The sequence below is a fragment of the Aliiroseovarius zhejiangensis genome (genome assembly GCF_014656375.1).
GTDB lineage: Bacteria > Pseudomonadota > Alphaproteobacteria > Rhodobacterales > Rhodobacteraceae > Aliiroseovarius > Aliiroseovarius zhejiangensis.
On record NZ_BNCH01000004.1, the window covers coordinates 293,074 to 305,771 of the forward strand.

General features: G+C 59.4%; 14 protein-coding genes. All 14 read right to left on the reverse strand.

Annotated elements, in window-relative coordinates; translation table 11 throughout:
• Positions 1-31: 31 nt before the first annotated feature.
• Entirely contained in the window at positions 32-817 is a 786-nt protein-coding gene (locus IE188_RS11360; protein ID WP_191286602.1) for an amino acid ABC transporter ATP-binding protein, read from the reverse strand.
• 11 nt (positions 818-828) lie between these two features.
• Positions 829-2,328 carry an amino acid ABC transporter permease gene (locus IE188_RS11365; RefSeq protein WP_191286603.1) on the reverse strand — a complete coding sequence of 500 codons (1,500 nt, stop codon included), beginning with the start codon at positions 2,326-2,328 and terminating at the stop codon, positions 829-831.
• A gap of 1 nt (position 2,329) precedes the next feature.
• Positions 2,330-3,592: an amino acid ABC transporter permease gene (locus IE188_RS11370; protein ID WP_191286604.1), complete on the reverse strand. Its 1,263-nt coding sequence runs from the start codon at positions 3,590-3,592 to the stop codon at positions 2,330-2,332.
• A 121-nt stretch (positions 3,593-3,713) separates the two neighbouring features.
• Positions 3,714-4,733, reverse strand: coding sequence for an amino acid ABC transporter substrate-binding protein (locus IE188_RS11375; RefSeq protein ID WP_191286605.1), 1,020 nt, complete (start codon positions 4,731-4,733; stop codon positions 3,714-3,716).
• A 207-nt stretch (positions 4,734-4,940) separates the two neighbouring features.
• Positions 4,941-5,657 (reverse strand): ATP12 family chaperone protein, encoded by a 717-nt coding sequence (locus IE188_RS11380; RefSeq protein ID WP_191286606.1) that lies wholly within the window; start codon positions 5,655-5,657, stop codon positions 4,941-4,943.
• On the reverse strand, positions 5,654-6,337 hold the full coding sequence (locus IE188_RS11385) for an HAD-IA family hydrolase (protein WP_191286607.1): 684 nt from the start codon (positions 6,335-6,337) through the stop codon (positions 5,654-5,656). The genes IE188_RS11380 and IE188_RS11385 overlap by 4 nt, the downstream gene beginning before the upstream one ends.
• Positions 6,334-7,380 carry an RluA family pseudouridine synthase gene (locus IE188_RS11390; protein WP_191286608.1) on the reverse strand — a complete coding sequence of 349 codons (1,047 nt, stop codon included), beginning with the start codon at positions 7,378-7,380 and terminating at the stop codon, positions 6,334-6,336. The genes IE188_RS11385 and IE188_RS11390 overlap by 4 nt, the downstream gene beginning before the upstream one ends.
• On the reverse strand, positions 7,377-7,754 hold the full coding sequence (gene crcB / locus IE188_RS11395) for a fluoride efflux transporter CrcB (RefSeq protein WP_191286609.1): 378 nt from the start codon (positions 7,752-7,754) through the stop codon (positions 7,377-7,379). The genes IE188_RS11390 and crcB overlap by 4 nt, the downstream gene beginning before the upstream one ends.
• A 78-nt stretch (positions 7,755-7,832) precedes the next feature.
• Complete coding sequence (locus IE188_RS11400) at positions 7,833-9,155, reverse strand: replication-associated recombination protein A (protein WP_191286610.1); 1,323 nt, start codon at positions 9,153-9,155, stop codon at positions 7,833-7,835.
• 60 nt (positions 9,156-9,215) lie between these two features.
• On the reverse strand, positions 9,216-9,827 hold the full coding sequence (locus tag IE188_RS11405; RefSeq protein ID WP_191286674.1) for a helix-turn-helix transcriptional regulator: 612 nt from the start codon (positions 9,825-9,827) through the stop codon (positions 9,216-9,218).
• Positions 9,828-10,012: 185 nt separating this feature from the next.
• Positions 10,013-10,441 carry a 50S ribosomal protein L17 gene (gene rplQ / locus IE188_RS11410; protein ID WP_191286611.1) on the reverse strand — a complete coding sequence of 143 codons (429 nt, stop codon included), beginning with the start codon at positions 10,439-10,441 and terminating at the stop codon, positions 10,013-10,015.
• Positions 10,442-10,588: 147 nt separating this feature from the next.
• Positions 10,589-11,605 (reverse strand): DNA-directed RNA polymerase subunit alpha, encoded by a 1,017-nt coding sequence (locus IE188_RS11415; RefSeq protein ID WP_191286612.1) that lies wholly within the window; start codon positions 11,603-11,605, stop codon positions 10,589-10,591.
• Between the two features lie 107 nt (positions 11,606-11,712).
• Positions 11,713-12,102, reverse strand: coding sequence for a 30S ribosomal protein S11 (rpsK, locus tag IE188_RS11420; RefSeq protein ID WP_133484925.1), 390 nt, complete (start codon positions 12,100-12,102; stop codon positions 11,713-11,715).
• Positions 12,103-12,117: 15 nt separating this feature from the next.
• Entirely contained in the window at positions 12,118-12,486 is a 369-nt protein-coding gene (gene rpsM, locus IE188_RS11425; protein WP_191286613.1) for a 30S ribosomal protein S13, read from the reverse strand.
• Positions 12,487-12,698: the final 212 nt, after the last annotated feature.

Consider the following 12,698-nt stretch of genomic DNA (forward strand, 5'->3'; position numbering starts at 1 on the left):
TGCGGGGTTTTGGTCGTGGTGTGCAGGCAGATCAAAGGATCTGGCTGAGGAACAGTTTGGTGCGTTCATTCTGAGGGTTGTTGAAGAACTCTTCCGGTTCGTTCTGTTCCACGATCTGGCCGGCATCCATGAAGATCACACGGTTGGCGACCTCTTTCGCGAAGCCCATTTCGTGGGTCACGCAGAGCATGGTCATGCCTTCTTCGGCCAGTTCCACCATGGTTTCCAGCACCTCTTTGATCATCTCGGGATCAAGCGCCGAGGTGGGTTCGTCAAACAGCATGATGCGCGGACGCATGCACAGCGAACGCGCGATGGCCACACGCTGTTGCTGACCACCCGACAACATGCCCGGATACTTGTGGGCCTGTTCGGGGATCTTGACCTTTTCAAGGAAGTGCATCGCAATCTCTTCCGCCTCTTTTCGGGGCGTTTTGCGCACCCAGATGGGGGCGAGCGTGCAGTTTTCCAGGATGGTCAGGTGCGGGAAGAGGTTGAAGTGCTGAAACACCATCCCCACTTCGGAGCGCACCTTGTCGACGTTTTTCAGGTCCGAGGTCAGCTCGGTTCCGTCAACGATGATCTGGCCTTCCTGGTGCTCCTCAAGCCGGTTGATGCAGCGGATCAGGGTGGATTTGCCCGAGCCCGACGGCCCCGCAATGACGATCCGCTCGCCTTGATAGACGGTCAGGTCGATGTCGCGGAGCACGTGGAAGGCCCCGTACCATTTGTTCATGCCCCGGATTTCGATGGCAACCTCGTCCGACACTTCCATTTTCGAGCGGTCGGCGTGGGTTTCGAGAGTAATAGACGACATAGGTCTCTCCTTTAACGGTGGTCCGTGCGAAGCCGGCGTTCGAGATACATCGAATAGCGCGACATCGAGAAACAGAAGATGAAGAACAACAGCGCGATGAAGCCGTAAAGCTCCCACACGACACCGTTCCACGCCTGGTCTGCACGGATGGCATTTGAAAGACCCAGAGGGTCCAGAAGCCCGATGATCGACACCAGCACCGTGTCCTTGAACACGCCGATGAAGGTCGACACGATGCCCGGAATCGAGATTTTCAGGGCTTGCGGCATGATGATCAGGCGTTGGGCTTTCCAGTAGTCCAGCCCGAGCGCGTCGGCCGCTTCATACTGGCCTCGCGGCAAGGCGGCCAGACCGCCCCGGATCACCTCGGCCATATAGGCTGCGGCAAACAGCGTCACCATGATCAGCACCCGAAGGATGATGTCAAAGTTCGTCCCCGGCGGCATGAAGATGTTCAGAAGCGTCGAGGCGACGAACAGAAGCGTGATCAGCGGTACGCCGCGGATGAACTCGATGAAGCCGACGCAGAGTGCCTTGACGATCAAGAGGTCCGACTGGCGGCCCAGCGCCAGCACGATGCCGATGGGCAGCGAACAGGCGATGGCGACGACACCGATGGTGATCGACAGCATGAAGCCCCCGAAATCGCGGCTTTCGACGGGTTCAAGACCAATGGGGATGATGCTTTGCATGAGGTCTGCAAAGCCGACCGTCAAAAGCAGCCACCAAACCAGCGCCACAAGGACCGCGACGATCATTCCCACAAGGCTTCCGGCGATCGGAGCCAGAAAGCGGAAGACGAAGTAGCCGATGACGAATCCCAGCGCCGCCCCTATGGGCAACCACAGCGATCCGCCCCACAACAGCCACGGGGCAATGAACGGGTAGATCGCCGAGAAGATCAGCGGGTTTGGCAGGCGTTTTGCCCCGGCTTCAATCTCGGCCGCGCGGGCTGTTTTGTCCGCTGTGAGGGCTTTGTAACCGATTGCCGCTCCGGCAGCGATCAGGGCCAAGCCGACAACGATCCCCAAGGCACCGCCAAGATAGAGGCTGGTCAGACCCAGAACGGCACACAACAAGACCCAGTTCATCCGGCGCGATATCATGTTGAACAGCACCGGTGTCACCGCCACGAAAAGCAGCAGAAAGGCCAGTATTGGGCGCCAGCGCAGGTCCGAAGTGCCTTCCTCCGACCCATTGGGATAAAAGCCGAACAGAAGCTGCTGCCAGCGGTCGTTGATGACCCCCCAGCACGCGGCGTGGTGGCCGCTTTCAGCGCCGAAGATCTCGCGGCATTCGCTGAGTGACGCGCTGTTCCAGGTGGGCGAGAATGCCCAGGACAGCAGGAACGATACGACATACCAGATGAAAATCAGCGACAGCACTGTCAGGATCGAGTTTCCGACCCCGTTGAACAGGTTTTGACGCGCCCAGCCGACGAACCCGACCTGCGATGCAGGTGGTGCGCGTTCAGGCAGCATTTCGGCGCGGACATAGGACAGATCGGACATATCAGCGCTCCTTCAGCTTCACGGATTCGTTGTACCAGTTCATCACCGCCGAGATGGTCAGCGAGATGGTCAGGTACACCAGCATCAAGAGCAGAACCGTTTCCAGCTCGCGCCCGGTCTGGTTCATGGTGATGCCACCCAAGGTGCCCGTGATGTCCATGTAGCCCACGGCAATGGCCAGCGAGCTGTTCTTGGTCAGGTTCAGATAATTCGAGATCAGCGGCGGAATGATGACCCGCAATGCCTGTGGCAGGATCACAAGGCTCATCGTGCGTTTGGGGCGCAGACCCAGGGCGCTTGCCGCTTCGGTCTGGCCTTTTGACACGGCCAGGATGCCGGCACGGACGATTTCGGCGATGAAAGCCCCGGTATAAAGCGACAGGGCAAGCCACAGGGCGATCAGTGAATTCCGCAGGTGAATGCCGTTTCGGAAGTTGAAACCCTTCAGTTCGGGATAACCCAGATGGAACCCGAGGATGGCAAGCACCAGAACAACCGGCACCACAACAACCCCAAGGCGCCAATGCCACGTGCGCGGGCGCACGCCTGTGGCCTCTTGCAAAATGTCGGCGCGGCGTTTGATCAGCACCGAAGTCAGGATGCCCCCGATCAACACCGCCAGAAGCGCCAGCAGGTCAAGGCTGACATCAAAGCGAAGGCTGGAATTGCCAAGAAGGTGAATATCCCCAAGGCTGCGTGAAAACAGCGGTTCGGGAATATAGATCCCGCGGTTGGTGACGGCCACGCTGTCCCAGAGGGACATGCTGGCCTCGCCTTTTCGAAAGGCGCTTGGCTGTGGAAGAGTCTCGATCAGGACCGCCATGGTGAACACGATCCACAACAGGACCGGAACGTTCCGGAAGCCTTCGACATAAACGGCAGACAGGCGGGATATGATCCAGTTAGGCGACAGGCGCAAAACGCCGATGATCACGCCAAGCACGGTGGCAGTGATACAGCCCATGACCGCAACAAGCAGGGTGTTGAGAAGCCCCATGAACGATGCGCGCAGGTGGGTATCTTGCGAGTTGTAGTCAAGAAGGCGCTGGTTGATGTCGTACCCCGCAGGCTCCATCATAAAGCTGAAACTGGGTTCTTTTCCCAGCTCCGCGAGGTTCTGCGCGGTGTTTGACAGAAGCCAGCCGATAAGCATCAGAAAGCCGATCAACGCGACAATCTGAATGGTCAGCGAGCGGTACCGGCTGTCATAGAGCAGCATGGATAGCCGGAACTGGCCCTGATGAGGGTCGGTTATAGTTGTCATTGATGACGTCCCCGTTGCCCTTGGCTTTGTTTGTTAGTTGCGGATCGTGCCGCGGTGCCAAGGTGCGTTCTGTTAGAAACGAAAAGGGCGTGGCAGCACCACGCCCTTTCCAAAGATATGTTTACCGGAACGGTGGCGAATAGATCAGACCGCCATCTTTCCACTGAGCGTTCAGGCCACGGGCCAGAGCGATCGGTGTGCTTTCACCAATATTCTTGGCGAAGACTTCACCATAGTTTCCGCCCGCCATGATGGCGCGCTTGGCCCAGTCGGCATCAAGGCCGAGCATTTCGCCCAGGTTGCCCTCGGTGCCCAGCAACCGGTTGATTTCCGGGTTGTCGCCAGGTGCGGCCGACAGTTCGCCGATATTGGTCGACGTGATACCCAGCTCTTCTGCCGAAATCAGGGCATTCAGCGTCCAGCGGACGATGTCAGCCCACTCGTTGTCGCCGTGACGGACCAGCGGTCCCAGCGGCTCTTTCGAGATGATTTCCGGCAGAACGACGTGATCCTGCGGGTTCTCAAACGTGGCGCGCGTTGCGGCCAGACCCGAAGCGTCGGTTGTATAGGTATCGCACGCACCGGCAAGATACTGCTGTTGACCTTCGGCGTTGGTTTCGATCGGCACCGGTTCATAGCTGATGTTGTTTGCGCGGAAGAAATCCGCCAGGTTCAGCTCGGTGGTGGTGCCGGTCTGGATGCAGACGGTCGCGCCGTCCAGATCCTTGGCCGAGCTTACACCCATCTCTTTCGAGACAAGGAAACCCTGACCGTCATAATAGTTCACGCCGACGAAGTCGAACTTCAGATCGACATCGCGCGACAGTGTCCATGTCGTGTTCCGTGCCAGCATATCAACTTCGCCCGACGCAAGGGCGGTGAAGCGTGTTTTGCCTGTGGTCGGAACGAATTCGACCGCGTTGGCATCGCCCAAGACAGCAGCGGCTACAGCACGGCAAAAGTCGACGTCGAAACCTTCCCACTTGCCGTTTGCGTCCGGCGCGGCAAAGCCGACAAGACCGGTGGTCACACCGCAGTTCAGCTTGCCGCGGGCCTTGACGTCATCAAGGGTCGCAGCCGCCGAAGCGCCAGCAGCCATGCCGGCGACAGTCAGTGCGCCAAGAAAAACGGTTTTTTTCATGTTTACCTCTTCCTGATAGTTGCCCGTAGTTTCGGGCTATTTCGCAGCCCTATCGGCCACAACCATGTTTGCGAAAGGAATGACCCCTCTCAACATGGGTGAGAGTTTGAAAGAATTGATCAGTTATCGTCAAGGGCAACATCGCCATTTGCGATGCTTAACCTAGGGGAAAGCAAGAATATTATCGTGGCTAACGCATTGGTTGCATTATGTTTCGCGGCGGCTTGCGTGAAAGAACCAGGCGGCGTTCACAATGTCGATACGTTTTTTCTCTGCAAGTTCCGAGGCTTCTTCGTCAATGCCCCATTGCTCTTCCTGCCAGGTCTCGTCGACGCGCGACAAGGCCCAGGCTTCGTCCACGGATATCCTTTCGACGGTAACGGCAAGTGCCAGAACCAGCGATCCGCTGATCGCCACCAGATCGTGAAAGCCGGCAAGTTCGAATTCTGACATCCCGTGCACCCGTTCCGACAGCAGGGCAAGCGCCGCACCATCCTGCGGTTGATGCATGATTCCCGACACCGGGCGCAACCGTGCGCCCAGCGCGTCGGCGGCCCAGTCCAACAGCGGATCCCACATCCCAGATTGCCGTGCGACCAGTTCTTGCGGGTGTGTCGCGCGATAGCATAACAGATCGCTGTCGCCATACGCCGCCAGCATATCCGCAACCTCGGTGAACTGGTGTGCGACCTTGTCCAGGGCAGAGTTTGCCGTGCGGGTGACAGGCATGGTCGCGGGGTCGATCGTGTCGGCCTGTGCGTCCCATTCCCCGGCAATCGCTTCGGCAAGCGCGAGGGTCGGAACCCGCAGCAGCGTCTTGGCGGGGGTCTTGATCGCACGGCCGTCAAGCTGGACGGTGTATCCGCCATCGCAGGCCACCGGCCTGGCCTCTTTCCAGAACCGCTTTGCCACCCAACCGCTCATGCCGTCCTCCATAAATCATCCAGCGCCGGGATCACATCGGCAAAGGAGTCGATCAGCAAATCTGCCCCCGCAGCAATCAAGCTGTCGCGCGGGTGATACCCCCAGGTCACGCCGATGGTACGAAAGCCCGCCGCGCGCCCCATTTCCATATCAAAACTCGTGTCGCCGATCATGACCGCCTGCGCAGCCTCCGCACCCGTTTCCGCCAAAGCGGCCCGCAACATCGAAGGGTGCGGCTTCGACGGATGATTGTCCGCCGTCTGGCTGGTGACAAAGAAATGGCGCAGATCATGCGCGTCATAGGCGTGGTCCAGTCCGCGCCGCGCCTTGCCGGTGGCCACCCCCAGCAACACTTCGTCACGGGTGTGCAGATGCTCAAGTGCCGCGCGTGCACCGGGATAAAGTGGTGCCGTCGCCTCGCCGCCCTTCTCGGCCCGCAGTTTGATGAACATATCCTTGTATTTTTCCGATGCCTCGGCAACCTCGGACCCGCTCAACGCGGGCACCAGGCGCTGGATCGCGTCGTGCAGCGACAATCCGACGATCGACAAAACCTCGTCGCGGCTCGGCAGCGACACGCCCATCGCCCCGAAGGCACGGTTCATCGCTTCGACGATGAAATCCTGACTGTCGATCAGAGTGCCATCAACATCGAAAACGGCAAGGCGCAGACCCGTCATTGCAACGCCTCGAACGGATCATCGGCGGCCAGATCCTCGGTCCAGCCGAAGGTCTTGAACGTATCGGCCATATGGTCAGACAGCGGCGCGGTGACGGTCACGGGCTTCCGTGTCACCGGGTGCAGGAAGGTCATCGAACGGGCATGCAGATGCAGCTTGCGCGACACCTCGCCGCCAATCATGGCACCCCAGCCATCGCCCATGTTTTCCTGACCAGACCCGCCATATTTGCCGTCACCGATAATCGGGTGACCGATTTCGGCCATATGGGCACGCAACTGATGGGTGCGCCCGGTAATCGGCTCCATCGCGACCCACGCTGCGCGCGAGGCCACGCGATACAAGGTGGCATAAAGTGTGTGGGCGCGTTTCGCGCCGGGGGTCTGGTTCATCTCGCGCGGGTGTACGCAGATCATCTTTTCGCCGGCCCCTTTGCCGCCGCCTTGCGCCTTGACAAGACCGAAACGAATTTCCCCAAGATAGGGCGTCGGCACACCGGCCACCACGGCCCAGTAAATCTTGCGCATTTCCTTATGACGGATCGCCGCCGTCAACGCCGAGGCCACCGCCTGCGTCCGCGCCAGAAGCAACACGCCCGACGTGTCCTTGTCCAGCCGATGCACCAACCGGGGCTTTTCATCGCGGTCGAACTTCAATGCCTCGGCCAGCCCGTCAACGTGACGCGTCTGCTTCGATCCGCCCTGCGTCGGCAGGCCCGGGGGCTTGTTCAGGGCAATGATGTGGTCGTCCTGATAGATGATACACGACTTGATCAGTTTCGCATCCGCATCCGACACGCGCGGCTGGGGTTTTGGCCGATCCTGCCCCTGATCGGGCACCGGAAGCGGTGGCACGCGCACCTCGTCCCCCGGCCCCACCCGGGTCGAGGTTTTGACCTTCGCGCCATTCACCCGAAATTCGCCCTTGCGGCAGCCTTTCTCGATCCGGCCCTGCCCAACATGCGGGAAATGGCGCTTGACCCAGCGGTCAAGCCGTTGCTCGGCCTCGTCCGGGCCAATGGTAATGACCTGAACGCCGCTCATGCCAGCACCATACGGGTCAGCATGACCCCAGCAATCAGGGCCAGGATGGACAGGACGACCGTCCCGACAGCATAGAGTGCCGCAGACCCCATCTGACCGCGCTCAAAAAGCGTATACGCTTCCAGCGAATAGGCCGAGAAGGTCGTGAACCCGCCCAGAAATCCGGTCATAAGCAACGGCGATATATGCGTGAGTTCCTTGCGCGCCAGAAATACCACAACGATACCGATAAGAAATGAGCCAAGCACGTTTACGATCATCGTGCCCGCCGGGAAACCTGTGCCAAAGGCGCGAATGTAAGCGTTCACGCTCAGATAGCGGGCCGAGGCGCCGATCGCGCCCCCAAGGGCAACTTGCAAAAGGGGTGTCATCATGCGGCCTGACTGCGGCCACAGGCGGCGCTTGTCAAGCGTCGGGATCGTCTTTGCGGCCCGCGGATCGAAAAGGTCACCTTATTCGACCCGCTTGGAGCGCAGGCGCGCGAAATAGTCGACCCGCTTTTTCAACTCGCGTTCAAAGCCACGTTCGACCGGTACATAATAGACACCGCGCTTGACCCCATCGGGGAAGTAGTTCTGCCCCGAGAACCCGTCGGGCGCGTCGTGGTCATAGGCATAGCCGTCGCCATAGCCCTGATCTTTCATTAGGCTCGTCGGCGCGTTCAGGATGTGTTTGGGCGGCGGTTCCGACCCGGTTTTCTTCGCCGCCGACATCGCTGCCTTATAGGCCACATAGGCCGCGTTGGATTTCGGCGCCAGCGCAAGATAGGTCACGGCCTGCGCCAGTGCCAGTTCGCCTTCCGGGCTGCCCAACCGTTCATATGTTTCCCACGCGTCCAGACAGACGCGGTGGGCCTGCGGATCGGCCAGCCCGATATCCTCGACCGCCATACGTGTGATGCGGCGGGCCAGATACCGCGGGTCTTCCCCACCGGTCAGCATCCGCGCCAGCCAATACAGGGCGGCATCCGGGTCCGACCCGCGCACTGATTTATGCAGGGCCGAGATCAGGTTGTAATGCTCGTCACCCGACTTGTCATAGATTGCGGCGCGTTTCATCAGACGGGTGGACAAACCGTCGACATCCAGCTTGCCTTCAATCTTCCATGCAAACACCTGTTCGATCAGGTTCAGAAGCGCCCGCCCGTCGCCATCTGCCATCTCCAGCAACGCATCGCGGGCGTCGCCGGTCAGGGGCAAGGGGCGGCCCAGTTCTTTCTCGGCCCTCTGGGCCAGCCGCTCCAGATCAGCGAGTGACAGGCGGGTCAAGACCAACACCTGCGAGCGCGACAGCACAGCGGCGTTCAGTTCAAACGACGGATTTTCAGTGGTCGCCCCGACCAGAAGGATGGTGCCGTCTTCCATATGCGGCAAAAACCCGTCCTGCTGGGCCTTGTTGAAGCGATGGATTTCGTCCACGAACAACAATGTTCCCTGCCCGTTCGACCGCCGATGCCGCGCGGCCTCGAACACTTTGCGCAGTTCGGGCACGCCGGTGAAGATCGCACTGATCTGGACGAAATGCAGGTCGGTTTCCCGTGCCAAAAGGCGCGCGATGGTGGTTTTACCGACGCCCGGCGGCCCCCAGAAGATCAGCGAGCCCAGACTGCCTGCTGCAAGCATCGTGCCAAGCGGTGCGTCCGGGCCAAGCACCTGCTCCTGCCCGATCACCTCGGACAGGGACTGCGGCCTGAGCCGATCGGCCAAGGGGCGCGGCGCATCCTTCCCGCCATCAGATGACTTGGACGCAGGATCATGATCGAACAGGTCTGCCATGATCCAAATCTAGGACTGCGGCCCGCCAGTTGAAAGGCGAAAACGGCCTGTCTGGGCAGGTTACAGAAGGTTATATTCCTGCGCGCGCTGAATCGCTTCGGCAGTCGTCCGCACAAACAGGCGCTCGCGCGCACTGCGCAACCGGGCCTTCAACGCACTTTCCGAAATACCAAGAAGCGCCGCGGCTTCGGCGTGACGACTGCCCTTGGCAATCAACCGCAAGGCCATGCGCTGCGCCGAGGTCAATTGCTCGGGCGGGGTCGATTTCTCATGCAGTTCAACCACCAGCGCATGGATTTCCGCAATCTCATCATCTGCAAACTCGCGATCTTCCCGCGCAAAACCGCCGATGGTGCGCGATGCGGTCGACCCATGCGACACGGCCACACCGTATTTCAGCCCGAACCCGCCAGCCTGTGACAGAATCCCGTGCGGGTCGGGCAGGTTCAGATCGCTCCACCGGATGGTGCCTTCGTTACCGAACCCCCAGAACACCATCGGATCCGCCAGCATATAGCCCTTTTCGGTGTAAATCTGGCTCCAGCGTGGGTCGTACGTCTGGATCATGATATGCGCCGAAGCATAGCGAATATGCAGCCCCAGCGCGTATCCTTTCGGCGCCAGGTCCGACAACTTGGCCAGTCCTTGATCAAGGCCAAAATCTTCGACCATGGTTTTCATCCCCAATCCCCGCACCTATCCTTTTAGACAGTTGCGCCGAAGTCAAACAACCATGAATTGTTTAGGCTGTTTTTTTGTAACTTCGAGGATATTTCTTATAAAAAAGAGGTGACCCGCAACGAAAAACCCCGCGCATGATGCACGGGGTTTCTGTTTTCCCGGAATGGGAAGGGTCATTATTCGTCGGCAGCGTCAGCAGCTTCTTCTGCTTCCAGACGGGCACGATCGGCCGCGCCTTTGGCATCGGCGTCGCGGTCGACAAATTCGATGATGGCCATGGGGGCCATATCACCATAGCGGAAGCCGGCTTTCAGAACGCGCACGTAACCGCCCTTGCGTTCGGCAAAACGGGGGCCAAGCACGTCAAACAGCTTGGCGACATGCTGGTCCTGCTTCAGACGCGCAGCGGCCTGGCGACGGGCGTGAATGTCACCGCGTTTGGCCAGCGTGATCATCTTTTCGATGATCGGACGCAGTTCCTTGGCTTTCGGTAGGGTCGTTTTGATCTGTTCGTGTTCGATCAGCGAACCAGCCATGTTGGCGAACATCGCCTTGCGGTGTTCATGGGTGCGATTCAGGCGGCGGTAACCACGAGCGTGACGCATTTTCTTAATCCTTCTTTGGTGCTCTTGAGTGAGCGGTGCTTTGTCTGTGAACCGATGCGTGTCGGTCCCTCTCCTTGGGGCAGGATTGCCCAGCTGTTCCCCGCACCAGGCGGGCATTAAGGGGCCACCGAAGCAGCCCCTGAATACTTAGAACTGGTCTTCGAATTTCTTCGCCAGCTCTTCGATGTTCTCAGGCGGCCATTCCTCGACATCCATGCCAAGGTGCAGACCCATGCCCGAAAGCACTTCCTTGATCTCGTTCAGCGACTTGCGGCCGAAGTTCGGGGTGCGCAGCATCTCTGCTTCGGTCTTCTGGATCAGATCGCCGATATAGACGATGTTGTCGTTTTTCAGGCAGTTTGCCGAACGGACGGACAGTTCCAGCTCGTCCACTTTCTTCAGAAGCAGCGGGTTGAACTCCAGCCCATCGTCTTCGTCCTGGCGACCAGCCGCTTCCGGCTCGTCGAAGTTCACGAAGATCGACAGTTGGTCCTGCACGATGCGCGCGGCAAACGCCACGGCATCTTCCGGCGTGACGGAGCCATCGGTTTCCAGCTTCAAGGTCAGCTTGTCATAGTCCAGCACCTGACCTTCACGGGTCGGCTGAACGTCATACGACACTTTCTTGACCGGCGAATAGATCGCATCAACCGGGATCAGGCCGATCGGCGCATCTTCCGGTTTGTTCTTGTCCGACGCGACATAGCCCTTGCCGGTGTTGACGGTCAGTTCCATGAACAGGTCAGCGCCATCGTCCAGGTGGCAGATCACGTGATCCTTGTTCAGAATCTCGATCCCGGCAGTTTCGGTGATGTCACCGGCGGTCACGACCATCGGCCCTTTGGCCGAAATCGACAGGCGCTTGGGGCCTTCGACTTCCATATTGATCGCGACGCCCTTCAGGTTCAGGACGATATCGGTGACGTCTTCACGCACACCCGCGACCGAGCTGAACTCGTGCAGCACGTTGTCGATCTGCACCGACGTGATGGCCGCGCCTTGCAGGCTGCTCATCAGCACGCGGCGCAGGGCGTTGCCCAGGGTCAGACCAAAGCCGCGTTCCAGCGGCTCGGCCACGACGGTTGCCTGACGTGCGGGGTCGTTGCCCGGCTTGACGTCCAGCTGCGTCGGCTTGATCAGTTCGGCCCAATTTTTGTGGATCATGCGTCCCTCCATACCAGTCCTGTCCCCATGTCCAAAGGGCAGGACGCCCGAGGTTAAAATGACGGAAACCGGGCCGCGACAACCGCAGCCCGGCGAAATAATACTGCTTAGACGCGGCGGCGTTTCGGCGGGCGGCAGCCGTTGTGGGCAATCGGGGTCACATCACGGATCGAGGTGATGTTGAACCCGATGGCCGCCAGCGCGCGCAGGGCCGATTCACGACCCGAACCGGGGCCTTGCACTTCGACTTCCAGCGTTTTCACGCCGTGCTCTTGCGCTTTTTTACCAGCATCTTCTGCTGCCATCTGGGCGGCATAAGGTGTCGACTTGCGCGACCCTTTGAAGCCCATGGTGCCAGCCGACGACCACGAGATGGCGTTGCCTTGCACGTCCGAGATCAGGATCTTGGTGTTGTTGAACGAAGAGTTAACGTGAGCAACACCGGATGCGATGTTCTTACGCTCTTTACGCTTCATGCGAGTCTTATCACGAGCCATTCGTCAAACCCTCCCTTATTTCTTCTTACCGGCAATGGCCTTTGCGGGGCCTTTGCGGGTGCGAGCGTTGGTGTGGGTGCGCTGACCGCGAACGGGCAGGTTACGACGGTGACGAAGACCACGATAGGCCCCCAGATCCATTAGGCGCTTGATGTTCATCTGAACTTCACGACGCAGATCACCTTCGACGGTATAGGTTGCGTCGATGTGCTCGCGGATGGCCAGAACTTCGGCGTCCGACAGTTCATTCACACGACGGGTCGGGTCGATGTTGACGGCTTCGCAGATGGCCTTGGCCGAAGTGTGACCAATTCCGGTGATGTATGTCAGGGCGATCGGGACCCGCTTGTGGGTCGGGATGTTTACGCCAGCAATACGTGCCACGTAGTCTTTCCTTTCGTTGCGGTTCCGTAATACCGGAACCTTTTTTCACAACGGAAGCCCGCCGGATTTTTCCTGCGGGCCGCGCTGAATTCTATGGTCTGATGCAGCGAAGGAGCGACCTTGTTTGCATCGTGATTCCCATCAGGGATGGGGTGACTTAGATGGGATTTCCGCAGGCGTCAACCCGTCTTTGTCCACAGGTCTGGATTTCC

What these genes read in the sequence shown, in the direction of transcription:
- IE188_RS11360 (WP_191286602.1), bottom strand. Translation starts at nt 817, where the DNA reads ATGTCGTCTATTACTCTCGAAACCCACGCCGACCGCTCGAAAATGGAA.
- IE188_RS11400 (WP_191286610.1), bottom strand. Translation starts at nt 9,155, where the DNA reads ATGGCAGACCTGTTCGATCATGATCCTGCGTCCAAGTCATCTGATGGC.
- IE188_RS11390 (WP_191286608.1), bottom strand. Translation starts at nt 7,380, where the DNA reads ATGAGCGGCGTTCAGGTCATTACCATTGGCCCGGACGAGGCCGAGCAA.
- rplQ (WP_191286611.1), bottom strand. Translation starts at nt 10,441, where the DNA reads ATGCGTCACGCTCGTGGTTACCGCCGCCTGAATCGCACCCATGAACAC.
- IE188_RS11370 (WP_191286604.1), bottom strand. Translation starts at nt 3,592, where the DNA reads ATGACAACTATAACCGACCCTCATCAGGGCCAGTTCCGGCTATCCATG.
- IE188_RS11365 (WP_191286603.1), bottom strand. Translation starts at nt 2,328, where the DNA reads ATGTCCGATCTGTCCTATGTCCGCGCCGAAATGCTGCCTGAACGCGCA.
- rpsK (WP_133484925.1), bottom strand. Translation starts at nt 12,102, where the DNA reads ATGGCTCGTGATAAGACTCGCATGAAGCGTAAAGAGCGTAAGAACATC.
- IE188_RS11375 (WP_191286605.1), bottom strand. Translation starts at nt 4,733, where the DNA reads ATGAAAAAAACCGTTTTTCTTGGCGCACTGACTGTCGCCGGCATGGCT.
- IE188_RS11385 (WP_191286607.1), bottom strand. Translation starts at nt 6,337, where the DNA reads ATGACGGGTCTGCGCCTTGCCGTTTTCGATGTTGATGGCACTCTGATC.
- IE188_RS11415 (WP_191286612.1), bottom strand. Translation starts at nt 11,605, where the DNA reads ATGATCCACAAAAATTGGGCCGAACTGATCAAGCCGACGCAGCTGGAC.
- crcB (WP_191286609.1), bottom strand. Translation starts at nt 7,754, where the DNA reads ATGATGACACCCCTTTTGCAAGTTGCCCTTGGGGGCGCGATCGGCGCC.
- IE188_RS11380 (WP_191286606.1), bottom strand. Translation starts at nt 5,657, where the DNA reads ATGAGCGGTTGGGTGGCAAAGCGGTTCTGGAAAGAGGCCAGGCCGGTG.
- IE188_RS11405 (WP_191286674.1), bottom strand. Translation starts at nt 9,827, where the DNA reads ATGGTCGAAGATTTTGGCCTTGATCAAGGACTGGCCAAGTTGTCGGAC.